The organism is Paenibacillus sp. IHBB 3054, assembly GCF_051594305.1.
Classification (GTDB): Bacteria; Bacillota; Bacilli; order Paenibacillales; family Paenibacillaceae; genus Paenibacillus_AQ.
Window position 1 is genome coordinate 16,744 of the sequence record NZ_JBOFBG010000014.1, and the last position, 25,880, is coordinate 42,623.

Annotated in this window: 23 protein-coding genes; 22 read left to right on the top strand and 1 reads right to left on the bottom strand. The window is 50.7% G+C overall.

Annotation, left to right across the window (positions count from 1 at the left end; translation table 11 throughout):
* Positions 1-9: 9 nt before the first annotated feature.
* The 10 genes from ACQ76X_RS16730 to ACQ76X_RS16775 all read left to right on the top strand — a co-directional run bounded on the left by ACQ76X_RS16730 (position 10) and on the right by ACQ76X_RS16775 (position 14,503).
* On the top strand, positions 10-552 hold the full coding sequence (locus ACQ76X_RS16730; protein ID WP_231578399.1) for a hypothetical protein: 543 nt from the start codon (positions 10-12) through the stop codon (positions 550-552).
* Positions 553-624: 72 nt separating this feature from the next.
* The gene (locus ACQ76X_RS16735; protein WP_438495091.1) at positions 625-1,833 is read left to right on the top strand and encodes an MFS transporter; all 1,209 of its coding nucleotides are present in this window, start codon (positions 625-627) and stop codon (positions 1,831-1,833) included.
* Between the two features lie 37 nt (positions 1,834-1,870).
* Positions 1,871-3,475 carry a DcuS/MalK family sensor histidine kinase gene (gene dcuS / locus ACQ76X_RS16740; protein WP_438495092.1) on the top strand — a complete coding sequence of 535 codons (1,605 nt, stop codon included), beginning with the start codon at positions 1,871-1,873 and terminating at the stop codon, positions 3,473-3,475.
* Positions 3,476-3,521: 46 nt separating this feature from the next.
* Positions 3,522-5,483: an AraC family transcriptional regulator gene (locus tag ACQ76X_RS16745; protein WP_438495093.1), complete on the top strand. Its 1,962-nt coding sequence runs from the start codon at positions 3,522-3,524 to the stop codon at positions 5,481-5,483.
* Positions 5,484-5,780: 297 nt separating this feature from the next.
* Positions 5,781-6,497, top strand: a complete 717-nt coding sequence (locus ACQ76X_RS16750) for a response regulator (protein WP_438495094.1) — start codon at positions 5,781-5,783, stop codon at positions 6,495-6,497.
* Positions 6,498-6,757: 260 nt separating this feature from the next.
* Positions 6,758-8,311, top strand: coding sequence for a M14 family zinc carboxypeptidase (locus ACQ76X_RS16755; protein ID WP_438495095.1), 1,554 nt, complete (start codon positions 6,758-6,760; stop codon positions 8,309-8,311).
* Positions 8,312-8,569: 258 nt separating this feature from the next.
* Positions 8,570-10,090: a serine hydrolase domain-containing protein gene (locus tag ACQ76X_RS16760; protein WP_438495096.1), complete on the top strand. Its 1,521-nt coding sequence runs from the start codon at positions 8,570-8,572 to the stop codon at positions 10,088-10,090.
* Between the two features lie 506 nt (positions 10,091-10,596).
* On the top strand, positions 10,597-11,154 hold the full coding sequence (locus tag ACQ76X_RS16765) for an RNA polymerase sigma factor (protein WP_256718140.1): 558 nt from the start codon (positions 10,597-10,599) through the stop codon (positions 11,152-11,154).
* Positions 11,136-12,293, top strand: coding sequence for a DUF4367 domain-containing protein (locus tag ACQ76X_RS16770; RefSeq protein WP_438495097.1), 1,158 nt, complete (start codon positions 11,136-11,138; stop codon positions 12,291-12,293). The genes ACQ76X_RS16765 and ACQ76X_RS16770 overlap by 19 nt, the downstream gene beginning before the upstream one ends.
* A gap of 659 nt (positions 12,294-12,952) precedes the next feature.
* Positions 12,953-14,503, top strand: coding sequence for a flavocytochrome c (locus tag ACQ76X_RS16775; protein WP_438495098.1), 1,551 nt, complete (start codon positions 12,953-12,955; stop codon positions 14,501-14,503).
* A 69-nt stretch (positions 14,504-14,572) separates the two neighbouring features.
* Here ACQ76X_RS16775 and ACQ76X_RS16780 read toward each other — a convergent pair whose 3' ends face one another.
* Entirely contained in the window at positions 14,573-15,811 is a 1,239-nt protein-coding gene (locus tag ACQ76X_RS16780) for an NAD(P)/FAD-dependent oxidoreductase (RefSeq protein ID WP_438495099.1), read from the bottom strand.
* Between the two features lie 182 nt (positions 15,812-15,993).
* On the opposite strand from ACQ76X_RS16780, the gene ACQ76X_RS16785 reads away from it, so the two are divergent.
* The 12 genes from ACQ76X_RS16785 (at position 15,994) to ACQ76X_RS16840 (ending at position 25,872) form a co-directional block, all read left to right on the top strand.
* Complete coding sequence (locus ACQ76X_RS16785; RefSeq protein ID WP_076111483.1) at positions 15,994-16,227, top strand: hypothetical protein; 234 nt, start codon at positions 15,994-15,996, stop codon at positions 16,225-16,227.
* 60 nt (positions 16,228-16,287) lie between these two features.
* Positions 16,288-16,674: a spore coat protein gene (locus tag ACQ76X_RS16790; RefSeq protein ID WP_438495100.1), complete on the top strand. Its 387-nt coding sequence runs from the start codon at positions 16,288-16,290 to the stop codon at positions 16,672-16,674.
* Positions 16,675-16,949: 275 nt separating this feature from the next.
* Positions 16,950-17,450, top strand: coding sequence for an Lrp/AsnC family transcriptional regulator (locus tag ACQ76X_RS16795; protein WP_038588292.1), 501 nt, complete (start codon positions 16,950-16,952; stop codon positions 17,448-17,450).
* Between the two features lie 13 nt (positions 17,451-17,463).
* Positions 17,464-18,684: an aminotransferase class I/II-fold pyridoxal phosphate-dependent enzyme gene (locus tag ACQ76X_RS16800; RefSeq protein ID WP_438495101.1), complete on the top strand. Its 1,221-nt coding sequence runs from the start codon at positions 17,464-17,466 to the stop codon at positions 18,682-18,684.
* A gap of 31 nt (positions 18,685-18,715) precedes the next feature.
* Positions 18,716-18,967 (top strand): aspartyl-phosphate phosphatase Spo0E family protein, encoded by a 252-nt coding sequence (locus ACQ76X_RS16805; protein WP_438495102.1) that lies wholly within the window; start codon positions 18,716-18,718, stop codon positions 18,965-18,967.
* Between the two features lie 184 nt (positions 18,968-19,151).
* On the top strand, positions 19,152-19,778 hold the full coding sequence (locus tag ACQ76X_RS16810) for a TetR/AcrR family transcriptional regulator (protein WP_438495103.1): 627 nt from the start codon (positions 19,152-19,154) through the stop codon (positions 19,776-19,778).
* 36 nt (positions 19,779-19,814) lie between these two features.
* The gene (locus ACQ76X_RS16815; protein WP_438495104.1) at positions 19,815-20,711 is read left to right on the top strand and encodes an alpha/beta fold hydrolase; all 897 of its coding nucleotides are present in this window, start codon (positions 19,815-19,817) and stop codon (positions 20,709-20,711) included.
* A 174-nt stretch (positions 20,712-20,885) separates the two neighbouring features.
* On the top strand, positions 20,886-21,449 hold the full coding sequence (locus ACQ76X_RS16820) for a cob(I)yrinic acid a,c-diamide adenosyltransferase (protein ID WP_038588302.1): 564 nt from the start codon (positions 20,886-20,888) through the stop codon (positions 21,447-21,449).
* A 1-nt stretch (position 21,450) separates the two neighbouring features.
* Positions 21,451-22,437, top strand: a complete 987-nt coding sequence (locus tag ACQ76X_RS16825) for an RluA family pseudouridine synthase (RefSeq protein WP_438495105.1) — start codon at positions 21,451-21,453, stop codon at positions 22,435-22,437.
* Positions 22,438-22,852: 415 nt separating this feature from the next.
* The gene (locus ACQ76X_RS16830) at positions 22,853-23,218 is read left to right on the top strand and encodes an arsenate reductase family protein (protein ID WP_438495106.1); all 366 of its coding nucleotides are present in this window, start codon (positions 22,853-22,855) and stop codon (positions 23,216-23,218) included.
* A gap of 28 nt (positions 23,219-23,246) precedes the next feature.
* The gene (locus ACQ76X_RS16835; RefSeq protein WP_438495107.1) at positions 23,247-24,173 is read left to right on the top strand and encodes a 5'-3' exonuclease; all 927 of its coding nucleotides are present in this window, start codon (positions 23,247-23,249) and stop codon (positions 24,171-24,173) included.
* 202 nt (positions 24,174-24,375) lie between these two features.
* On the top strand, positions 24,376-25,872 hold the full coding sequence (locus ACQ76X_RS16840; protein ID WP_438495108.1) for an alpha-N-arabinofuranosidase: 1,497 nt from the start codon (positions 24,376-24,378) through the stop codon (positions 25,870-25,872).
* Positions 25,873-25,880 lie beyond the last annotated feature (8 nt).

Consider the following 25,880-nt stretch of genomic DNA (forward strand, 5'->3'; position numbering starts at 1 on the left):
ATTTTAGTGATGGAAACAACCGTATGCCCTTGGTGTCATACCGAAATCGTGTGGGACGAGGAATTTGGACCCGAAGAGACTTGCCCCCACTGCAACAATGAGCTTAGCGGCTACCGTACAGTCACTCTGGGCAGTGACGATCTGGAAGAAGACGAGCCGGAGACTGAGGACGAACCGGAGTCAGAGGAAATCAGCGATGAGGACTTGTGGGACGACAGCGACAAGGAGAGCGTAGTGCCAATCTTCAATACTGCCAGCCAATTCAGCGACGATTATGATATGAAGCGTTATGAGCATAGCGTTTCTGCAATTCTTGCTGCACAGCTTGAAGCGCCCGAGTGCCCGCAATGTCATGAACTGATGGTGCTTGCCGGTACACAGAAGGTAGACAGCTTTGAGCCATCAACTCCCGAAGCACTGGGTGGAGCTGTATTGAAAGCGCCGTTTGCGCTTAATCTCTATGTATGCCCTTCATGTTTTCATGTTCAGCACAATCTGGCGCAGGAAGACCGTATTCAGTTTGTACGTAACCTGAGCACCTCTGCGGAATAAATGCCGATTCATGTCAGCCCTGCTTTCTGGACATATTAAAGCTAGGAATGTCCAAAAGGCAGGGGGTTAATTATGAAAGGCTTATTGCGTAATCAGGCGGTTCTGCTGCTTGCCGTGGCCGGGTTGTATATGCTGGCGAGTGTGCTGGCAGGCACTTTTCTGAACGTCTATCTGTGGAAAAGCCGCCAAAATTTTGCCATGATCGGCTGGTTTACGGTTGCTCAGCAGGTGGCTGTTGGCCTCAGCTTCTGGGTAGGCGGCAAATGGGTGAAGGAGCATAATAAGATGAATGCCCTGCGGCTGGGAATCGCCGTTTCGGGCTTTTTTTATTTGCTGGTGCTGTGGCTTGGCGGACAAGCAGTACATTATATCTGGCCGCTAGGCCTGATCCTGGGGCTCTCGATAGGCTTCTTCTGGCTTGCGTTCAACATCGTATTTTTCGAAATTACCGAAGCGGTGAACCGCGATTTCTTCAATGGGTGGATGGGGCTGCTTGGTTCTTTTACTGGCATTGTCGGACCGTGGATTTCCGGTTGGCTGATCTCGCTGTGGCCAGGGGAACGCGGGTACCGCGTCGTATTTATAATCTCGCTCTGCACTTATGGTATTTCAGCCGTACTCAGCTTTCTGCTGCAGAAGCGTAAGAGCGAAGGGACCTACCTTTGGCTGGAGCCATGGAAAGAGCTCCGACGTGCCGGGAGCCCATGGAGACCGGCAGCGGCTGCGCTGCTGTTTCAAGGTCTGCGTGAGGGCGTTTTTTCATTTCTGATCGGCTTATTAGTGTACATAGCGGCTAGGGAGGAGAGTAAGCTGGGGCAGTTTGCTCTAATTACCTCAGCTGTATCTCTGATCAGTTATTTTGCTGCCGGTAAGTGGTTCAAGCCCAAATTCCGCTCCGCAGGCATGTTGGCCGGTGGCCTGCTGCTGGTGGCTGTGATTACGCCGCTGCTCTGGAAAGTCAGCTACGGGACGCTGCTGATCATGGGCATAGGAACCTCGCTCTGTATTCCGCTGTATATGCTGCCTATGGTTTCGACCAGCTTTGACTTGATGGGCCTGTCAGCGGAGGCTGCCGGCAAACGGGTCGAGCTTGTCGTGCTGAGGGAGCTGAGCCTCATGAGCGGACGGCTGCTAGGGGTGTTCGTATTCATTGCGGTGCTGTCTGTGAACGACTCACCACAGGTTATCACGCTGCTGATGCTGCTGCTGGGTGCATCTCCGCTGGGCAGCTGGCTGGTTTTGCGCCGTCTGCTGAGAGGCGGCAAATATCATCCGTCTTGAAGAGGGCGAGATGACCGGATAGGGGGAAGGTTAAGTTTTGGCCAAGAAAAGAGGTTATGGCCTAAGGACGAAGGTTGCAGTTATGGTATCCGCTGTGGTGATGTTGGTCATGCTGGTGCTCTACGTTATTTTCCGGAATCAGATTATCCCGCAGACCCGCCATGCCCTGGAGGATAAAGCCATTACGATTGCCCGCACGCTTGCCCTGATGCCGCTGGTGTCGGAAGGGCTAGGGGAGGGTCGCAGCAAGGAGATTCAGGCCTATACCTCCAAAATCACCCGCCGCAATGATATTATGTTTGTAGTCGTAATCGATATGAACAGTATCCGCTATTCCCATCCTGATGCCTCAATGATTGGAAGGCACTTTGTGGGTGGAGGACAGAAGATGGCGCTGCGCGGGGAAGAGAGTATCTCCGAAGGCGAGGGGCTGCTGGGCAAGTCACTGCGCGCTTTTGTGCCAGTGTATAACAACAGAGGTTCTCAGGTGGGAGTAGTCGTAGTCGGACTTTCGCTGGAACGCGTACACCGTCTGGTACGGCAGAATGAATGGACTATCATTGCGATTCTGCTGTCCGGTGCCGTGCTTGGAGCTGGAGGGGCGATCGTGCTGGCCCGGAAAATCAAACAGATGATGTTCGGCATGGAGCCTTCGGATATTTCCAAGCTGCTGGAAGAGCGCAGCGCCATGCTGCAGTCTGCACGCGAAGGTATTATTGCGGTAGATGATAAAGCCCGGATCACAATGATCAATGTGGAAGCAGAGCGGCTTCTGGGAACGGTGGGCATTACTGGAAATGCGATGACCCGGCATATCGCAGATTATTGGCCTGAGCTGCGTCTTGAGCCCGTGCTGGCCACGGGGGAAGCAAAGGTGGATCAGGATCTTGAGCTGAACGGCATCACTTTGCTCGTCAACAGTGTTCCGATCCGGGTGAATGGCCAGATTGCGGGAGCCATCGCTACATTCCGGGACAAGACCGAGCTTGCCGTGTTGGTTGAACGGCTGTCCGGCATTTCCGTATATGCGGACGCCCTGCGGGCCGGGACGCATGAATTCATGAACAAGCTGCATGTCATTATGGGAATGACACATATGCGCCTGTACGATGAGCTGCAGCAGTACATCTCGGGAATGGTGGGCAACTACCAGAAGGAAATTGGCTCCATTACGAGACAGATTAAGGACCCCGTGATGGCAGGCTTCCTGCTGGGGAAATTGAGCCGGGCCCGCGAAGCGGGAATTGATCTGCAGCTGACCGGGGACAGCTATTTGCCGGAATCGGCAGACCCGCAGTGCATTCATGAACTGATCACGATTGCCGGCAATCTACTGGACAACGCTATGGAGGTACTGAAGGAGCATAACATCAAGGAGATAGAGCTTGCTTTTTGTTATGAACGGGGGCGCCTGATTTGCACCGTGCGGGACAGCGGACCGGGCATTCCAGAGGCGCTGCGGGAGCAGGTATTTGTTCAAGGCTTCTCCACCAAGGGAGAGCAACGGGGGATCGGTCTGTACCTGGTCCGGAAAAGCGTGGAGAAGCTGCAGGGCAAGCTTCAGGTTGTAGATGACGGGAAGCCGGGAACAACGTTTATGGCCGATGTGCCATATGCTGCAATGGGTGATGAAGTTGTATGACCATTAAGGTGCTGTCCAGCCGTGAAGATAAAGGAGAACATTGATTATGGACAACGATCATCACCTGCAGCTTTGGGATCAGGTGCTTCTAAGAGTGCTGGATATACGGCTGCGGCGGGTAGAAGCAGGTGAGTTTCATCTGCCTTATGTCCTGCCTGCAAGTTCTTTTATATTTTGTACGCACGGTAGCGGCGAGCTTTGGCTGGATGAAGAGATCTGGCTGGCTGATGGTTTTTATCTGCTGCACGCAGGCAAAGGCAGGAGCCTTAAAGTAAATACGGAGAAGGGTATGGAGCTGTATTTCATTTTCTATAAAGCTGTTTTGCCGCAGAACTCCTTGCGTGAATTTCATATCCTGATGCAAACGGACAGCCCCTTCGATCATATGTGGGGGATTTCTCCAGCAGAGCCGCTGGAACTGCTCAGTCTTGCCCAGCAGATGCTGGAGGGCTGGCATACTAACAAAAGCCCTATAGGTAAGCTGCTGATAAAAGGAATGTTTATGCAATTCCTCCATCACGCTTTAAAGGATAAGCAGTACTGGAAAGCAGCCAAGCCATCAGTAGCGGAGCAGGTTGTGCGGTATTTGTCACAGCATTATCGTGGTCAGGTATCCATTGAACGGCTAGCGCAGCAGCTTAATTACAGTCCTCAATATATTTCACGAAAATTCAAAGAGCAGACCTGCTACAGTCCGCTTGACTATGTCATCAAACTTCGCATGCATAGAGCACAGGAGATGCTGCTTGCTACCAATGCTTCTTTGCAGGAAATCGCTACGTATGTTGGCTATACTGACGTTGTATATTTCAACCGTATATTTAAAAAAAACATGGGTGTTGCTCCCGGAATGTTTAGAGCACAATTAGAAGCCGGGCAAAGGGGTGTTTCGGATCATGCTATAAAGAAGTTAAATCCGTCTCTTGTTATGAAACTTATCCAACGATATCATATTGATGATAATGAAAATCATTATCAATATACGGAGGATGGAGAGTTCGATATGCTTAACCATTACAAGAAAATGACCACAATGCTCAGCTTATGTGTCATGCTGCTGCTTGTTGCATGCGGAACATCTCAAGGCGGATCACAAGCTGCGGGGAGCAGCCAGGCGCCAAATGAACAACAGAATAAAACGGTATCGACTCCGGCCATTCAGCCGGATGACGGATTGCCGCAGGAAACCAAAACTGTCTCTACGACATTTGGTGAAGTGGAGATTCCTGTTCATCCTCAACGGGTGGCTGCTATTTCCTATTTGGGTACTGTGCTTGCACTGGATGTTAAGCCCATTGCGGCAGAGGAATTTTTAATGTCAAGTCCATACCTTGAAGGAATGCTTGACGGTGTGGTGGATGTGGGCAACTCGCTGGAAAAGCTGCTTGAGGTGGAACCTGATCTGATTATTAGTCATGTAACGGATCAAGAAACCTATGATAAGTATAAACAGATTGCTCCTACTGTTGTGATGCCGTACAATGCATTTGAATCCGTTGAAGCTGAAATGGACTATTTCGGCAAGGTGCTTGGTAAGGAGGAAGAAAGCCGGAAATGGAAGGAACAATTCCAGGAGCAGATAGCTAGCGCGAAGCAACAGGTACAGGAAGCTGTCTCAGAGAATGAAACGGTATCTGTTATGCAAGAGTTTGATGGTCTTGTATATTTGTTTGGCAGCAAGTCCGGCAGAGGCGGACGTATTATGTACGAGCAGTTGGAGATGAACCCACCCGCAGCAGTACCCGAAAAAATGCTTCAGGAATCCTATGCTGAATTTTCATTGGAGCTATTGCCGGAGTATATGGGAGATTATCTTGTGCTAACCTCCGAATCCTCATTGGAGCAGCTGCAGGCTGATCCCATCTGGGGAATTCTTCCTCCGATCAAGGAAGGACGCGTATATTTGTGGAATGAATCGAGTTCCTGGTACCGCGATCCCATTGCAATGCTTAATCAAATCAATGATTTAGCCGATTGGCTGGCTGCTGCAGCGAAAGCTAACCTATAAACCGTAAATGCTGTGGAGACTCTGTCTGAGGATAGAGTCTCCTTTTGGTGCTCTATATTATTTTCCGGGATCAGATTATCCGGCAGCAGGGAGATTCAGGCCTTTACCTCCAAAATTATCTGCCGTAATGATATTATGTTTGTAGTCGTATTCATTATGAGCCTCTTCGAAGGTGAGGGACAGGTGCGGCAGAATGAATGGAGAAGTTACTGATCCAGCTTCAGATTGTAGATGATAGGAAGCCGGGAACAACGTTTATGGCCGATGTGCCATATGCTGTAAAGGGTGATGAACTGTATGAACATTAAGGTGCTGATTGTTGAGGATGATCCGATGGTGGCGAAATTCAACCGCCATTATCTGGAGCAGGTGCAGGGTTTTGAGTTCGCAGGCTGGGCCTCTTCAGGCGATGAGGCTGCAAAGATGCTTGTGGATCGTGAAGTAGACCTGATACTGCTCGATATTTATATGCCGCATACCAACGGGCTGCAATTGCTGTCCTCCCTGCGGGAGCAGGGAAGCATGGTTGACGTTATCGTGATTTCCGCAGCCAGCGACAATGGGAGCATCCGTAAAGCGCTGCAGCACGGGGCTGTTGACTATTTGATCAAGCCCTTTGAGTTCGCCCGTTTTCAGGCGGCGCTGTCTGCATACCGGGAGGATCATCTGCTGATGAAGCATAGGGAGCATCTCAGCCAGGAGCAGCTTGACAAGCTGCTGCGGCATTCCCTGGGGACCGAGGAAGACAAAGCGGGCACTCTGCCCAAGGGACTTGCGGAAGGGACGCTGGAGAGCATTTGGAACACCATACAGCAGCTGGAAAGACCGGTATTCTCCACCGAGGATATTACGGCAAGTGCCCCGCTTTCGCGGATCTCTGTCCGCAAATATTTGGCTTTTCTCACGGAGGCCGGTGTGCTGGAGATGGAGATCAGCTATGGAGCGGTGGGCAGGCCGGTATATATGTACACAGTATCTGCTACGGGCCATGAAATTATAGCTAAATATATATAAGCGGCAGCTGCCACTCAAGAGGGACCTTCGGGTCCCTTTTTGTTGAACCGGACAATCGTTGAACCGGACGTGGTTACTCGTTTAAACGCCATGGATTTGGGATTTCGTCACTCCTCTATGAATTTAAGAAGCAAATACTAGGCATATTGGTCCTTTCTCTAAATAATATGTCGAATCTACTTGACAATGCTAGGCCTTTTTGACTAGTGTTAACTCAAATATTGGTAGAGAGGATCATGCTTAGGATGGTAGGGTTGTCGATGAAATCATTGTTTTACAAGTTTTGTATGGTACTATGTTTGTTAATTCTGGGTCTTGCTGTTTTTCCGCGTCCGTCGCTAGGTTCGGCTAATATTGTGAACCCTGGCCAGGTCTATTCCTATTCCACTATGGAAAGAGATATCAAAAGTCTGGCCGCTAAATATCCTGGACTGATCACTTACAAATCGCTGGGTAAGACGATATACGGACGCGAATTGTGGGCGGTTCAGCTAGGGCGCGGGGAAGCCTCGCTGTTTCTGAATGGCTCGCACCATGCCCGGGAATGGATGACGACTTCACTGCTCATGAAAATGGCAGATTCGTATGCTGAGGCCTATGTCCAGGATCAGAAGCTGGGAAACTATAAGGTGAGAGATATGCTGAACAATGTCAGTATCTGGATCGTGCCGATGGTGAATCCGGATGGTGTCACGCTGGCTCAGCAGGGCACAGCGGGTCTGTCTAAGAGTTTAGCTTCCACACTGGTAGGCTACAACGGAGGAAGCAGTAATTTCAAACGCTGGAAAGCGAATATGCAAGGGCTCGACCTGAACCGCCAGTATCCAGCGAGCTGGAGCACGATCAGGAATACTTCGCCTTATCCGTCGTACCAGAACTACAAGGGTGTGAAACCGGCGCAAGCGCCGGAGATCCGGCTTATGATGGATTTCACTTATACGCTGGATCCGGAAATGACCATTTCCTATCACAGCTCCGGCGAGATTGTTTTCTGGAACTTCAACACGCTGGCAGCCAATCTGGGACGGGACAAAAAAATCGCCGCCGATGTCGGACTCTTTACCGGCTATTCTCTTGTGAAGCCTGAGAAGAATCCATCCGGTGGAGGCTACAAGGATTGGTTCATTCAGGAGTTTAAACGACCTGGCCTTACGATTGAAATCGGCTCGTACGCCGGTGAGGGGCCACTACCGCTCAGCGCTTTTAATAACATCTGGGCGAAGAATAAGAAAGTCGGAGTGTATGCAGCGGCGGTCTCATATGATCTTTGGCTCAAGAAGCAGACGCTGGAGCAGGTTGGGCTACCCATGAATCTATTCACCCAATCGGCAGTATTCTCCGGTACCGGCAATTCGCCAGCCATAGGTACGCAGCAGCCACAGGAAGTATATGTAATCGCACGCAAGGGAAACTGGTTCCAGATCAAGTACGGCAGCGGTGTGGGGTGGATTTGTCCTGCACCTGGCACATTGGCTGTCGTGGAGGCCGTAGAAGCCACTGCTCAATTAAATGCACAAACAAAGCTGTATAAGTATCCTGATCTTCTGGCTCCCAAGGCGGGCATCCTTCCGCCACAGAAGGTACAGGTTAAAGGCAAGTACGCCAATTGGCTGCTGGTCTCGACTTTGAACGGGACGTGGTGGATTGACGGAACTTCGCTTACTCTGGTAGAGGCTGTGGACACTACGGAAGTGCAGCAGGGTGCGGAGGAAGTGAATAACAGCGCCGGCACTGAAGGCAACAGTATTAATGAAGGAGAAGCACCCGCCAAAGAAAACAGTAACGCAGCGGAAAGCAGTGGCATCTCTGAATAAAGCAGCTCTGCAGAAGGCAGTGGAATTGTTGGACGGTGAGTGTTGCGGAAGTGACAGTTAAATTATAGCATCATGAGAAACGGCAGACCCGAAACTACAGGTCTGCCGTTTTCGCTTTCAGCAATCTATAAGCATCTGCGCCAGGCTAGTTAAGATTAACTTAAGATTCTCGAAATATAGCTGAAAGGTTGAAGAGATATTCTTGATTCATACGTCCAATGAGAAAAGGGACAGAATCAGGAGAAGAGGTAAAGAGAGATGAAAGCAACACAGCGGACTATAATGCAAACATTAATGATCATATTGGTTATGGTCACAGGCAGCGTGCTGCCCTTACTGCAACCGGGGATGGCCCAGGCGGAAGCGGCTCCACTTGCTGTAGATACGGCCCGAATTGACAAATTTGTGGAAACGATGCGCGAGAAGCTGGATATTCCGGGTGTGGCTGTCGGCATTGTGCAGGGAGACCAGACCGTCTATACCAAGGGATATGGAAATTCCGGCCCTGAGGGTCAGCCCGTTACAGCGCAAACCCCTTTTATTCTAGGCTCGGTCTCCAAATCGTTTACGGCGCTGGCCATCATGCAATTGGTTGAACAAGGGAAGATTGACCTGGATGCGCCGGTACAGCACTATTTGCCGGACTTCGAGCTTGCGGACAAGGAAGCGTCCAAAACCATTCTGGTCCGGCATTTACTGAATCAGAACAGCGGACTGTCCACTTTACATGGGCGGTCAGCTTTTACCAACAAGATGCCAACTATAGATGCACTTATACATAATCTGAAAGACACACCTTTAACCGAGGCCGTCGGCAACAAGTTTCAATATTCCAATGCCAATTACGATATACTCGGGGGAATTATTCAGGCCGTTTCCGGCAAGTCTTATGCTGAATATATTCAGGATCATGTGTATGCTCCTCTGGATATGCAGAACAGTTTTACTTCTACACCCGAAGCGAAGCTACAGGGATTGGCCACAGGATACAAGTCCGTCTTTGGTTTCATGGTTCCTTTTGAGCAGCCGGACAACCAATCCATGCTTGCGTCCGCCTATCTGATCTCAAGCGCAGAAGATATGAACCATTATTTAATTGCTCAAAACAATGGCGGGAAGTTCCATGATGTCAGCGTGGCTACTGCGGAAAGTGTTGCCAAGATGCATCAGCCGGCCATAAAAGACCCTACCACCGACGGTAGTGAATACGGTATGGGCTGGGAGATCGTTAATGGTATTGTTCAGCATGCGGGTGATGTTGAGAGCTTTCACTCCGATATGAAGCTGGACGGGGACGTAGGTGTTGTGGTATTGATCAATGCTCATGATTATTTGGTCCGCGGCTACAAATTAAGCATGGTGGCTGATGGAATTCTTGACATTATACATGGCCGCGAGCCGGTCGAGGATGCGGGCAGCGTTGCCGGTACTCATATTTTCATTGATCTGGCTTGTGCAGCAGTGGCAATTATGCTAGGAGTGTCGGTTTTCAACCTGTTTAAACGCAAGAAAAGCTTTCGATTTACCCCGTTGCGGACCAGCGTATTCGCATTTTGCCTGCTTTTGTTTAATGTAGTGCTGCCGATTACGGTTTTATACGGTCCTAGTCATATTTTTGCCCCGTGGAGAGTGGTGGTCTCCTTTCTGCCTGGAGTTGGACATCTCGTCTTTGTCCTGAGTATCCTATCTCTCGGGATCGGTACTGCCAAGCTGATTGTACTGGTTCATAATCTGCGTCTGCACAGAATGAAGGGAAGCGGGAAAGCGATCGCCAGCTAGAATTGAATAGAGGAACCGGGGCCGACCGCTCCAGCCGGAAGATTCGATATCTTCAGTCAACAGGGAATCAACTTTAGGGCCAGTCAGAGGTCTGGAAAGTACTTACAGAGCGCATCGGATAGCTTGCAGTAAAAGTGCCGGATTCTACATCGTGGAGCCGGGCTGCTGCCAGCTAAGCTAAGTGTAACTCCCTTTACGTTACCGATCCCTAAGAAAGGCCAGCGAGAGAAAGTCACTGCCGCCAACCGCGACCAATGTAGGGCCCTGCCTTTATTTGCGAGGCGTTCCTGAAGACCGGCTATGATGACCCGGAGCTGAACCTCAACCAGACCGTCGAGTTAGAGTAGAGCAGACGGTTTCGGAAGCAGGCTCTACACCAGGGAGATCAACAGGGATTCATCTGTTGGTCTTTTTTGCTGTGCAGCCGGAAGAAATAAATGTCACGCCTGAGGCTACTCAAGTGTTATATCTATAGTAACAGCACAAATAGAAGAAAGGAGATCAACGTGGATTCTATAGAAGAGAAGATTAGAAGAATACAGGCCGGTGAGGCCCGCCTGTTCTCAGATGTGATCAGGCTGTACCAGCAGCGGATATACCTCTACTGCTTCCGGCTGCTGAACAGCAAGGAAGAGGCGGAGGATGCGGTGCAGGATGTCCTGATTAAGGCCTATCAGAATATCGGGCAATACAAGCCGCAGGCGGATTTCGTATCATGGCTCTACAAGATCGCTTACCACCATTGTCTGAATCAGTTGCGGCGGCAGAAATTTCAGCTTCAACTGCGCAAGCTGCTCCGGCAGGACGTTGCGGTGAACAGCGCCGAACAAATGGTTGAGAACCGCTTGTTCAGCGAGCCGGTCTCGGCCGCTCTGGGGAAGCTTGATGTGGAAGACCGGAACTTGTTGATTCTGCGAATATATGAAGATAAATCGTTTGCGGAAATCGGCGAAATTCTGGGCGTCAGTACGGCTACCGCACGCAAAAGATATGAACGGACCAGAGGCAAACTTAAAAAAGCGATTGAGAGAAAGGAGAAACAATTATGGGCAAGAGTGAATTGACTTCGGAGGAGCAGTTTCTGAAGGATGGAGACCGTTCGGCCAATTTGATCCCCGTTGATGTTCATGGACCGGTAATGAAAGCGCTCGGGCTTGGCGGGACCTTACCTGCTGCAGAAGAGCAGACAGCGCTGCAGACACTTCCGCCAAACGAAGGGGCTCCTAACGTGATGCGCAGGCTGGAGACAGAAGCCGCGGCTGGGCGGGGCCGGAGGAGATTCCTGCGGATTCCGGTGCAGGGCTGGGTGGCGGCACTCCTTGTATTGGTCTTGCTGGGCGGCGGCTATACCCAGTATTCCGGTGAAGTCCGGCAGGGGGCTGGAGCTCAGTATAAGGTGCTGCCGTATAAGCCGCTTCCGGCGACGACATCAGGTGGTATGATAGAGAAGGCGATAGAACCCTTGATTCCCTTACCTCCCGAGGTACAGCCGAGTACAGAGGATGAAATCTACAAAGAGAATAAACTCTACAACATGAAATATTCAAAGGGCTACAACACCCTGGAGAAGCTGCTGCTTCCTGGAGAGTATGCCACCTATGTTATCACACGTGAAGACCGGAAAGAAGATCGTAGTCTTAGCATGTACCGTCCGCCGATCACGTTCAAGGACTATGCCGCCTATGAGACCAGTGTAGAGAAGCACAACGCTCCGATAGTGAAGCAGCCGGGGTATATGCCGGAAGGGTATGCCTTGGACGAGGCGGCCATCAGGCCTTCTTTCATAAAAGTTCCAGATGAGAAGCAGCTTGAAGGCGGAAGCGTGAGAGACCTGGGAGACAACTTCCGGCTGACCTGGAGAGTGGAGAAGGCGGAGAACATTGCCTATCTTTCTTCTTCACTGGTGTACAAGAAGGGGAAGGTTCAGGTGAGAATCGGTGCCTCACGTGTTGATGACAAAGATAAACCGGCATATCCGCTGTCGTGGACGAAAACGACAAAGGTGGAGAATATTGAGATTGGCAGCAAGCAGCTCATTTATCTCGAAAACTCCAGCAACAAGGAGATCGACATGGGGTATACGTATAACCTGGTCTGGTCTGACCCCGAAGCGCAGATCGTCTATAATGTGTCGGTTCGCCAGGAGAAATCTGAGTTGACCAAGGATGAGGTCATCCGCATTGCTGCCGGTATGATGAATTAAACGAACGCAGATATTACGCTCAGGGCTGTTTCGCTAGCTATGATAGCGGGACAGCCCTCGAGCGTTTTTTGCATGTGCGAAGGACTGCATATTCGTGAGATTTTATAAGAATTCGTGCATTGCTCTCATATGAACTTTTTACGAACGTTAGTTCGACAAAATTTGACGAAATAGAAATGTTTAGGTTGACCTAAAGTTGATTCGGTGCATGCGTGTTGATTTGCGAAGCAACAAATGGGCCATTTCTATATGTAGTAACTACAGTCTCACCCTTTCTCAGCGCTTGGACAACCTGAGCAAGGCGGGTTTGAGCGCAAGAAAGGAGCCAAGGCCTACATCGGTGGGGGTTGGCGGCTACGCCCTTCTTCCACAGGCCATTCTCAGGAATCGGCAACGTAAAAGGAGCTACGACAGATTTAGATAGCAGCAGTCTTCCCCACGTTGTAGAGTCCGGCACTTTTATAGAATTCCGCCAGCCACGCTCTGCAAGTACTTTCCAGACCTCTGCTTCCATCTTCCGTAAGCGTTCCGCTGCCCCAGCAGCAAAATCCAGTTACTTTAGTTACTAAATATTTTTTTTAATTACGTAAGCTTCCAAGAACAGCATCTTTGCCGCTATGATTATTGTGAAAATATGCACAAGGGGGCAAAGATTACACATGAAAAAGAAAACAGCAGCTGCTCTTCTTCTCATTCTCTCCGTCATGCTTGTTATCGCTGGATGCGGTAACGGAAACAGCAACAACAATACCAGCAGCAACGCAAATGAGAACAAGAGCAAGAACAGCGCGACAAACGCGCCGAAAGAAACTGAAGCCGTTTCGGGGGCATCCGAAGCAAGCTATACACCGTTCGATCAATTAAAAGATAAATATGATATTATCATTGTCGGTGCAGGCGGGGCTGGGATGTCTGCTGCACTTGAGGCAAAAGAAAAAGGCATGAATCCGGTTATTTTGGAAAAAATGCCGGTTGCCGGCGGGAACACAACAAAGTCATCTTCCGGAATGAACGCTTCGCAAACGAAATTCCAAAAAGAGCAGGGCATTGAAGACAGCAATGATTTATTTTATGAAGAGACATTAAAAGGCGGTCATGATACCAACGATAAAGAAATGCTCCGTTTCTTCGTTGACAATTCAGCAAGCGCAATTGATTGGCTGGATTCCATCGGAATTCGCTTGAACAACATCACGATTACTGGCGGGATGAAGGAAAAACGTACACACCGTCCTGAAGATGGTTCAGCGGTCGGACAATACCTTGTCAAAGGTTTGGTGAAAAACGTACAAGAAAAAGGCATCCCGCTTTTTGTGAACGCGGATGTTAAAGAGATAACTGAAAAAGACGGCAAGGCAAACGGCGTCAAAGTCCTCTTTAACCAAAAGGATGAGAAAACCATTACAGCGGCAGCTGTCATTGTGACGACCGGCGGTTTCGGCGCGAATATGGATATGATTTCTAAAGTGAGACCTGACTTGGAAGGATATGTGACTACAAACCAGATCGGCAGTACCGGTGACGGCATCCAGATGATTGAGAAGCTCGGCGGCACGACAGTCGATATGGATCAAATTCAGGTTCACCCGACGGTGCAGCAGGACAAATCCTATCTCATTGGGGAAGCTGTCCGCGGTGAAGGTGCTCTGCTTGTCTCAAGTGAAGGCAAACGGTTCACCAATGAACTGGACACACGAGACAAAGTCACCGCTGCAATCAATACACTTCCTGAGAAATCAGCTTTCCTTGTATTTGATTCCGGCGTAAAGACCCGTGTTAAAGCGATTGAACAGTACGATAAGATGGGCTTTGTGATCCAAGGAGATTCTATCGAGGCATTGGCCAAAGAAATGAATGTCCCGGCAGATCAGCTGCAAAAGACACTGGACACCTGGAACAGCTCGGTGAAGAATAAAAAGGATGCTGAATTCGGCAGAACTACAGGAATGGACAACGACTTGTCCGGTGCGCCATACTGTGCTATTAAAATCGGCCCCGGGATCCATTACACCATGGGCGGCGTAAAAATCAACACGAACACAGAAGTTCTGAATAAAGACGGCAAACCTATTACAGGACTGTTTGCGGCTGGGGAAGTTGTAGGCGGCCTGCACGGACAAAACCGGATCGGCGGCAACTCTGTAGCGGAAATCATTATTTTCGGCCGTCAGGCAGGTATTAAATCTGCTGAATTCGTAAAAGCACAATAAGTAATCAATACCTCTTCTACTAGGCAAACAAAAGCTTGGACTCAACAGAGTCCAAGCTTTTTGCTGCTTTTATGCCTGTACGGCGGGAGAAGGAGACGGCTTGCTTGATCGGCTCAGCGAGAACAGCTCCAGCTCGGGCCGGTATTTGCCGGCAAGGGTATCGGCCAGAAGCTCGGCAGCGATCATGCTGTAGACCGTGCCGTTTCCGCCATAGCCTTCAATGAAATAGCAGTGGGGATACTCTGGATGCGGGCCCATATAGGGCAGTCCGTCCCGGGTTGAGCCGAAGACGGCTCCCCATGAATATTCCGCTTCGATCCCCCGGATTTCCGGGAAAAGAGCTTCCAGCTCTTCTAGCAGCCGCTGGCCCTGGGAGAGTACGCGGATATCCCGGCGCTCCGGATCGGTCAACGGCTCATCTTTGCCTCCCGCAATAATGCGGTTATCCGGCGTAGTCCGGAAATAGAGGTACGGGCGGGCAGTTTCCCAGATCAGGCTCCGCTCATACCACTTAGGCAAATGTTCAAGCGGTTTTGTCATAATGGCGTAGGTATTAATGAGCTCGGCGCCACGGTCTTTTTTCATCTCCTGGGTTTCGTAGCCCATGGCAAAAATTACTTTCTTGGCGAAGATCCGTCCGTTCTCGGTAATGCAGGTCACACCCTCGGCGCTGTATTCATAATGCCGTGCCCGGGTATGCTCATAGACGCAGACTCCGTTGTCATGGGCCTTGTCAATCAGGCTGTGAACAGTACGGAAAGGATTTGTCTCCGCATCGCCTTTGGAATACAGCGCGGCTGGTTTGGAGAAGGCGTAATGTGAGCTGATCTTGTCCTGCTCCCAGAATTCCGAATCAAAGCCGTGCGATACCAGATTCTCATGCTCCAGCTCCAGAGCTGGCACATCCTCCGGTGTGCTTGCATACAGCAGGCTGCTGCGGGGAATAATCTGGGGATCAATGTTTAGCTTGTCCGGCAGCTCCAGAATTCTCCGGGTAGCCTGCTGGCACAGCTTATAGAACAGCACACCGTTTGCTTCTCCAAACGTATTCATGCACGCAGTCAGCGATTTGTCGTTGGCTATCTGCAGCAGGCCGGTATTGGCATGGGAGCTTCCGCTTCCAATTGCTCTTTTATCAATGAGAACTGTATCTGCTCCACTTAAAGATAAGCGGTAGGAGGACATGGCTCCGCCCATGCCTCCGCCAACAATCAGGCAATCGCATGTAATATCCCCTTCAAGCGCAGGATAGGATGGAGGATTTGGAAAAGAGCTGCCCCAAGGCAGCTGCCCGCTGTTTAGTTTCATTTGTTGATCTCTCCTTTATGAGATACCGATAGGGTAGTTTCGCCGGCTTTACCCGCTCTTATGCACGGGTTTAACCGGCATTCATCCGGGAGCAAGCATAACATCCATGCACACATAATGTGCCTGGGTACGCGGCATAATAACGACTGCTTGAACCATTTAGAAGGAGGGAAATACACACTATGCAATCGAACCAAATGCAGGCGCTTAGCGGCAAAGAAGTGGAATACATCGCTGACTCCATCTCTAATGAGGATCTGTTGATCAAGCAGCTGGCCGCAACCGCCGGGACGACTCAGAACGCCACGGTGCACCAAATCTGCGTGCAACAAATCCAAAGCCATACTGGTCATATGAATACACTTGTACAGCTGCTGGAGCAGCATCAGCAATACGCACCGACACAGCCGCAATAAAGCGGTCGGGCGTTGGTATGGAAAACAATTTCAACACTAAACTATTGAGGGGGTAATATTGTGTACGCACAAAACGGATCGGCATTTATGTCGGATGAGGATTTACTCAACACAGTGCTCGCAGATTTGAAACGGACGGTACGCGAATATACGACCGCTGCTACGGAGTCGAATTGTCCGACGGTACGCCGGGTGTTCAACGACCTGACCATGGATACTTTACACCTGCAGGGGGAACTGTACACGAAGATGTCCCAAATGAACATGTACACTACGCCAGGCAAGGCACTGCGCCAAGATATTGACAAGCAGATTCAGACCGCTCACCAGACCCAGCAGAAATGCCAGCAGTTCGTGCAGCAAAAAACAGGTGCAACCGGAACAAATGAACATTATGGAAATGTTCCCCAGCACCAGCAGAACGTACAGAGCTCTTACTATATGTAACCTTCCTGCCGGGGGGTGAAGCAACGAAGGGCCTAACCTGTTCGTGCGTAAAAACCTCTGCAGCTAAAGCCGTCCGCTATCCGCCGGATTTCCTCCGGAGGGGTGGACGGTTTTTTCTGTTGGCGGCCCTTATTTTGAGCACTGGCCCGTCTTCCCTGCGGGGTTATTTTGTTTGCAGAACCGTCATTTTCGTGTCATATTAGTATTAAACTCTTTTCGCAGGACGATGCGTGATCTTTACGCAGTTGCCGGTGCGAACTATCCGGAGGGAAGGCATGAAGGAAATGAATGAATTGAAGCGGAAAGTGCTGGAACTGCTCAAGGAGGACGCCCGAAGCTCTACGGCGCTGATGGCGACGTTGCTCGGAGCGGAAGAAGATGATGTTAAGACAGTTATTGAGCAAATGGAGAAAGATCATGTCATTGTAAAATATGCTACTGTCGTGAATTGGGATAAAGTGGACGACGAACGGGTGACCGCATTGATCGAGGTACAGATCACGCCTGAACGGGGCCGCGGATTTGAAGGCATTGCCGAACGGATCTATCTGTACCCGCAGGTCAAATCGGTCTATTTGATGTCCGGTGCCTACGATCTATTGGTGGAAGTGGAAGGACGCAACCTGCGCGAAGTCGCCAATTTTGTCTCCGAGAAGCTGTCTCCGATTGATTCGGTGCTCTCTACTAAAACCAACTTTACCCTCAAAAAATACAAACAGGACGGTATCATCTTTGAAGAGCATGAAGAGGACAAGCGTCTGATGATATCTCCGTAAAGGAAGTAATGATATGATCACCAATGAACCCAAACCAACCGGAGATACAGGTAAATCAATGAATTCATATTTGGCACCGCTGGTTCAGCAAATCCAGCCCTCAGGCATCCGCAAGTTTTTTGACCTGGCGGCTGGCAGCAAGGACATCATTTCTCTCGGGGTCGGGGAGCCGGACTTCAAGACCCCATGGCATGTCCGCGAAGCCTGTGTCTATTCGCTTGAGAGAGGTTTTACCGGATATACCTCCAATGCAGGGATGCCGGAGCTGCGTGAAGGCATTGCCAATTATCTTCAATCTCGTTTCGCTGTTGAGTATAATCCCGCTAATCAGATTATCGCCACGGTAGGCGGAAGTGAAGCAATTGATTTGGCACTCCGCGCATTGATCGCACCGGGAGATGAAATTCTCATTCCTGAGCCCTGCTATATTTCGTATTCGCCGATCACTGCAATTGGCGGCGGCATTCCGGTCGGGATCGAGACCTTTGGAGAAAATAACTTCAAACTTACGGCAGAGGCGCTTGAAGCCAAAATTACACCGCGCTCGAAAATATTGATCCTCTGTTACCCTAGCAATCCGACGGGGGCGATCATGAGCCGGGAAGATTGGGAACCGGTTGCCAAAGTCGTCAAGAAGCATGATCTCATTGTGATTTCAGATGAAATCTATGCCGAATTGACCTATGGAAGCAATCATGTGAGCTTCCCTTCACTGCCGGGGATGATTGACCGGACCATTCTGGTCAGCGGCTTCTCCAAAGCGTTTGCGATGACCGGATGGCGGATGGGTTATGCCTGCGGCCACCCCGATTTGATCTCGGCCATGCTGAAGATTCATCAGTATACAGTAATGTGCGCCCCTTCCATGGGGCAGGTAGCTGCACTGGAGGCTTTGACCAACGGTATGGAAGAGAAGGACCGGATGACGGATTCCTACAATCAGCGGCGGCGCCTGATCGTCAAAGGCCTGCGCGATGCGGGGTTGGACTGCCACGAGCCGCAGGGCGCGTTCTACGCTTTTCCAAGCATAAGCCGCACCGGACTGACCTCGGATCAATTTGCCCAACGTCTCTTGCTGGAGTACAAGGTAGCTGCTGTTCCTGGCAGTGTATTCGGCTTAGGCGGCGAAGGTTATCTGCGCTGTTCCTACGCCACATCGGTATCCCAGCTGAACGAGGCGATAGAGCGGATAGGTGAATTCGTCTTACAGCTGGAACGTGAGCGGACTGAATAAGGCAGTGAGATGAAGTTTAGGAGGGATGATTGTGCTCTGCGCCGATTGTTACTTGCCTTCCTATAGCGGGGAATGTTATCCGGGAAACGGAAAACGGTCCTGCAAGGGTGATGCTTCAACTCGCAAACTCTCTCTGGAAGATGAGATTCAGGCACTTCGCAGCAGAATGGAGCAGCTCTTTATACAGGAGAAATCCTTCACCTCGGATATTGTGATTGAAATCAGCGCTTTGCTGGACCTGAAGATTAATGAATATATGAGAGGACGTATGCGCAGGGATTGACTGCACATACATCCATTTGGAGATGGAGGGCCTTAGGGCCCTCTTTTTTGAAAATATAAGAATTTATATGCTTCACGCTATAAATTATCCTTCTATTTCTCGCCGAAAATAGATGTATCATATTACTAGTAAATTCCTTATAATGGGTTATGAATGAACAATCATTCATTTTACGGAGGTGTCTATGAGCATTCAAAGCAAAATGCTGGAGCAGAGATTTATCGACGGCTTTGAGCAACTCGCTCCAGATCAGGCAACGCGCCAAATTATAACTCACGCACTCGAGGTTTTTTCGAGGAAAGGATTTGCCGGGACCAAAATCAAGGATATTGCGGCCAGTGCAGGATTCAGCCAGGGGTATGTATATATGTATTTCAAATCGAAGGAGGAGATCTTTACCAAGATTGTCGAACTGGCCTCAGAAGGGGCAGGACGATCCGTGCAATATGCAGCGGAGCTGGAGGGGACTGCTATGGAGAGAATCACTTGGCTGACCGAGGCGTTTCTGTCCCCGGGCAGTCTTGCGATGCAGCATTGGCGGCTGATTCTTTTGCAGACGGCAACCTCCGAAGCCATCCCGGAAGAAGCGAAGCGGATCTCGAAGGAGAAGATCAGGGAGCCTTTTGAGCATCTGATTCCGCTTATTATGGAAGGCCAGCAGGCCTTGGAGATTGTGGAGGGCGACCCGCTGGAGCTGGCGGTTGCTTATTTTTCATTCATCCAGGGGCTGGGAATCGCAAGAGTTCAGGCCACGGAGCAGACGTCTTTTCCTACTACAGAGCTGGTGCTGCGCTTTTTGAAGAGAAGCTAACAGAAGCGGACATTGAACCTAAGGGAGAGAACAGCCATGGTCAAGGTATTTAAACGTGAAGCAGGCAAGGAGAGGGTGCTGCGTTCCTATAATGAGCTGCTGGGACGCTGGGCGACGGAATTCCGCGAGCTGGATATTGAAACGGAATACGGATCAACGCATTGTATAGCGGCAGGAGATGACGGCAATCCGCCCTTGCTGCTGCTTCACGGGGTGGGTGATAATTCAGCAGTGATGTGGATGCTCAATATGCAGGAGTTATCCCGGCATTTCTATTGCATCGCGGTAGACACGATAGGCGGACCCGGAAAAAGTATTCCTAACGCCAATTTCAGCAAGCGGACGTTCTCACAGGTGGATTGGATTACTGCCGTAGCCGATGGGCTGGGGATGGGAAAATTCCATCTGGCGGGTGTATCGAATGGTGCTTACATGGCTTTTAATTATGCGACCTGCCTGCCTGAAAGAGTAGACGGGGTAGTGTGCATGGAAGGCGGGATGATTACTGCTCCGATGAAGGCGATGATCCAGACGTTAATGATGATGTTCCCGGAAATTCTCGTTCCGACCCGCAATAATCTGCTTAAGGTCACCCGAAAGCTAAGCTCGCCAAACTCCGGACTTTTTGACAAGCATCCCGAAGTGGCCGAGCATCTGGTGCTGTTAATGAAGAATCATAATCAGCAGGCCATGTTTGTTCATCAGCTTCAGCTTTATGATAAAGAGAAGGCGGTTGCGATCAGAGACAAGCTTTACTTCCTGGTGGGGGATTACAAGCTGGGCCACAAGAAGGATTTCCTGGAGATTTTGAAGGATGGGGATTTCCGCTATAAAGTGATCGGGGATGCAGGGCATGGGGTTAATCATGAGCAGCCGGAGATCATCAACAGGGAGATTATCAGCTTTCTGCAGGAACAGGAGGCGCAGGTGTGATAGAAGAGGCTATACAAAAACGCGAAAACCGTAATTTGACTGAACTTGCCATGGACCGTCAGGACTCAGGCAGTTATTAACATGGCAGAAATACCGATCTTCATTTGCCAACTTTACATCCTACCGATTAAACTATGAATATGTGATGTTGAGAGTAAAGGGGGCAGAAAAGAGATGGCGATTTATACACGTACGGGGGATAAGGGAGAAACATCGGTCATCGGCGGCCGGGTAGGCAAGGATGATGTCCGCGTCGAGGCTTACGGAACGATTGATGAGCTGAACTGCTTTGTGGGTCAGGCCCGCAGTCTGATGGAGGATGAGAGGTTCGCCGATGTCCGGGAACAACTGCTGGAGATCCAGCATGAGCTGTTCGATTGCGGTTCGGATCTGGCTTTTGTAAAAATCAGCGAGAGCAAATATAAGGTCAAGAGTGAGATGGCGGTTCGCCTGGAGGGCTGGATCGACGAATTGCAGGCGGAGAATCCTGTGCTGGAGCGCTTCATTCTGCCAGGCGGCAGCCAGCTGTCCTCAGTGCTGCATGTCTGCCGCACCGTCTGCCGCCGTGCAGAGCGGCGGGCGGTTACGCTGGGCCGCAGCGCAGATATTAATCCGGAAGCTGTGATTTATTTGAACCGGCTTTCGGACTATTTCTTTGCGTTGGCCCGCACAGCGAATACCCGGCTGGAGATTGCTGATGTTGAGTATGTGCGCAGCAAAAAGGTGTTCCGCAAATAATATGACAAGCTATTATTCACCGATCTCCTATATTGTGCCGCCGTCCGAGGACGGCTGGCTGCTGAAGACCATCCTGCAGAAGCGGATGGATGTGTCCCGCAAGCTGCTCTCCCGCCTGAAGATGACAGAGCAGGGGATTATGCTGAACAGCGAGCGAGTCTATATCAGCGTCCGGGTCAGCGCCGGAGACACCGTGGACATCCGGATGGAGCAGGAAACGTCGGAGGATATTTTGCCGCAGGACCTTCCGTTTGATATCCTGTATGAGGACGAGCATCTGCTGGTCGTGAACAAGGCAGCTGGAATCATTGTCCATCCGACCCATGGCCATTATACTGACACACTGGCAAATGGGGTCGTCCATTATTGGGCGCAAAAGGGAGAACAGTACCGCTTCCGTCCGGTTCACCGGCTGGACCAGGAGACGTCGGGCGTACTGGTAATCGCGAAAAATCCTTATAGCCACCAGCATATTTCCGAGCAGATGATTGCCGGAACCGTGGACAAACGTTATGCGGCCTTTGTTCACGGAATTCCTGCGGTGCCGCGCGGTGATATCGACGGTCCCATCGACCGTGACCCGGCAGAACCGCACCGGCGCATCGTGACGCCGGACGGCTATCCTTCCCTGACCCGGTACGAGGTCAAGGCAGCTTACCCGGGCCGTGCGGCGAGGGTGGAGCTGAAGCTGGAAAGCGGCCGCACCCATCAGATCCGGGTGCATATGAGCTCCATCGGCTGCCCGCTGATCGGTGACGGCATGTACCGCCACCTGCTGTATGGCAAGGAGGAGCTGACTTCGGAGGAAGCGGCATGGCTTGCGGGCATCGCGGAGCTGGATGCCTCAATTCCGCGGCAGGCGCTGCATGCGGTGCGGCTGTCGTTCAAGCATCCGGTCGGGCTTGCGGAGCTGGTCTTTGAAGCGCCGCTGCCGCCGGATATGTCGCTGCTTGAGCAGAAGCTGGAAAAGGAGAAGGCTGGGGAGTAGCGGTACTGCACCTGCACTGCACCTGCACAAGCATATGTCGCCGCAACACCTGGACCTCGTGATTAACGGGAAAAGGTCCCTATAATTATCGCTTTTGAAAGTAGCGGAGTGAATAGCAGGATTTACTACCTGTAATTTTATCGATAGTGTGTTATAGCGTGATTTCTACAATTATAGAGGGAGTAATTCCCGCTATCCTTTTATAATTGAGGGTTCGGCCGGAACTAGCGGGCATATTTCCCTCTAGTAACGCCCGTATTACTGATCTAATGCACTGCAAGACGAAAAGATAGGCCGAAATTACAATTCTATCTGTGAATGATACATGACTGCACCACGGGTCATCTCCTTAGCTGCAGTTGGGCTACAATTGAATTCACTATAAATTTTAAAGGGAACTGCCAAAGGAGCTGCTATGAGTCAACTGAAAGTATTTCAATATCCAAAATGTGGAACCTGCCGCAGCGCTGTCAAATGGCTGAAGGAACAGGGGCATGAGCTGGAGCTTCAGCATATCGCCGAGCAGCCGCCCACTGTGGAAGAGCTGCGTTTGCTGGTCGCGAACAGCAGGCTTCCGTTGAAGAAGTTTTTTAATACGAGCGGTGAGGTGTACAAAGCGCTGGGGCTGAAGGACAAGCTGTCCAGCCTTAGTGAAGATGAGCAGCTTGAACTGCTGTCCAGCAACGGGATGCTGATCAAACGCCCGGTAGTCACTGACGGCAAGAAAGTCACTGTAGGCTATAAAGAAGAGCAATACGGCGAAGCCTGGAGCAACGCCTAATAAGATGGAATATAAGGAGAGGTTACACATGAGTTCAGTAACAACGGGCCGGGTAATGATCGTCGATGGAATGGCTCTGCTGTTCCGGGCCTTTTATGCGACCTCTTATGGAGGATATATCCGCAAGACGAAGGCCGGACTGCCGACCAATGCGGTGTACGGATTTTTGCAGTATTTTTTCGATGCGGTGGGCACATTTGAGCCTTCCCATGTGGTCTGCTGCTGGGATATGGGCAAAGGGACTTTCCGCACCGAGAAGTATGACGGCTACAAATCGAACCGGATTGATGCGCCGCTGGAGCTGATTCCACAGTTTGATCTGGTTAAGGAAGTCGTGGCTGAACTGGGTGTACCGAATATTGGACTGGTGGGCTATGAAGCGGATGACTGCATCGGTACGCTTGCTTCATGCTACAGCGGGGAATCCGAGGTGTACATTCTCACCGGCGATCACGATATGCTGCAACTGGTCAACGATAACGTCAAAGTCGTCATTATGAAAAAAGGCCGCTCGAACTATAAAGTTTATGATCCGGCGGAATTGCTGGAGGAAAAGGGCCTCACCCCTGCCCAGGTGATCGATTTGAAGGGCTTTATGGGCGACACCAGCGATAACTACCCCGGTGTAAAAGGCATTGGCGAGAAAACGGCGCTGAAGCTGCTGACCGAATACGGTACGGTGGAAGGCGTAATCGAGAATCTTCATCTGCTTCCCAAAGGCGTGCGTGCCAAAATTGAGGCCGATCTTGATATGCTTCACCTGTCCCGTGAGCTGGCGGAAATCCGCTGTGATGTTCCGGTAGTCTGCACGCTGGCTGAATGCCTGTGGGCGCTGCAGCGCGAGACGGCAGCCCGCAAGTTCCAAGAGCTGGAATTCGGCAGCCTGATGCATCTGATCGGCAGTGTGCAGGATGAGCGGGGCATTGTACAGATCGAGCTTGGGGATCTGGGCTGACCTTCGCCAGCCGCTGATACAGGTTGATTACTTTTTTGCAAAAGCACTCTTGAACCCATATAGGTTCCAGAGTGCTTTTTTTGCGAACGGGGCGGAACATGTTATATAAAGATTGACGAAGGGGTTTAGCAGTGTTTATAATATTAATATAATTATTAAGTGGTTAATATATATATTAATTATTGAGAGGTGGATTATTAAAATGGCTCAGCGTGCAGTATTAAATGCGGATATCTGCAAGGGAACAATCAACCGGAATATTTATGGACATTTCTCCGAGCATTTGGGACGTTGTATTTATGAAGGCATCTGGGTAGGTGAGGATTCGCCGATCCCGAACACGAACGGCATCCGCAACGATGTTGTGGAAGCGCTTAAAGAAATCAAGATTCCGGTGCTCCGCTGGCCGGGCGGCTGCTTCGCCGATGAATATCACTGGAAAGACGGCATCGGTCCGCGCGAAGGCCGCAAACGGATGATCAACACGCATTGGGGCGGTACGGTGGAGAACAACCATTTTGGCACCCATGAATTTATGGAGCTATGCGCCATGCTGGATTGTGAGCCTTATATCAACGGCAACGTCGGCAGCGGCACGGTCCAGGAAATGTCGGAGTGGGTGGAGTATCTGACGTTTAACGGCGTTTCGCCAATGGCGGAGCTGCGTCAGGAGAATGGCCGGCAGGAGCCGTGGGCCGTGAAATATTTTGGCGTGGGCAACGAGAACTGGGGCTGCGGCGGAAATATGCGTCCTGAATATTATGCCGATCTGTACCGCCGGTATCAGACCTATGTGCGCAATTATGGAGACAATAAGATCCATCGCATTGCCTGCGGTCCGAATGTCGATGATTATCACTGGATGGAGGTCCTGATGCGTGAAGCCACCCGCTATATGGATTCCATCACATTGCATTATTACACCATTCCGGGTCCTGCCTGGGAACAGAAGGGGGCGGCTACCGGATTTGAAACCGGCGAATGGTTCTCTACGCTGGAGAAGGCGCTGCGCATGGATGAGCTGGTAACCCGCCATAGTGTAATTATGGATAAATATGATCCGGAGAAACGTGTGGGCCTCATTGTCGATGAATGGGGAACCTGGTATGATGTTGAGCCTGGAACCAATCCCGGCTTCCTCTATCAGCAGAACACGATCCGTGATGCGCTGGTTGCGGGTGTGACCCTCGACATTTTCCATAAGCACAGCGGCCGCGTTCGGATGGCGAATATTGCCCAGACGATCAACGTGCTGCAGGCTGTAATTCTTACTGAAGGCGAGAAAATGCTGCTGACTCCTACGTACCACGTATTCAACATGTACAAGGTGCATCAGGATGCGGAACTGCTTGATCTTTCGCTGGAGAGTGGCACCTATAGCTTCGAAGGCCGCGAGATTCCGGAAGTCTCGGCCTCAGCTTCCATTACGGCGGAGGGTGTAATTCATGTCAGCCTGTGCAACCTGAATCATGCTGCAGCAGCATCGCTTCCGCTGGAGCTGCGCGGACTTGCCGGGAAAGAGGTTGAGATTACAGGAACGACGCTGGCCGGAACAGCAATTGATGCCCACAATACATTCAGCCAGCCGGAGGCAGTGACGCCACAGCCGTTTACCGGCTTTAAGCTGGAAGGCGGCAAGCTTAACGTTGAGCTGCCTCCGATGTCGGTGACCGTGCTGGAAATTACCCCGAAGGCTTAAGGGAGCAT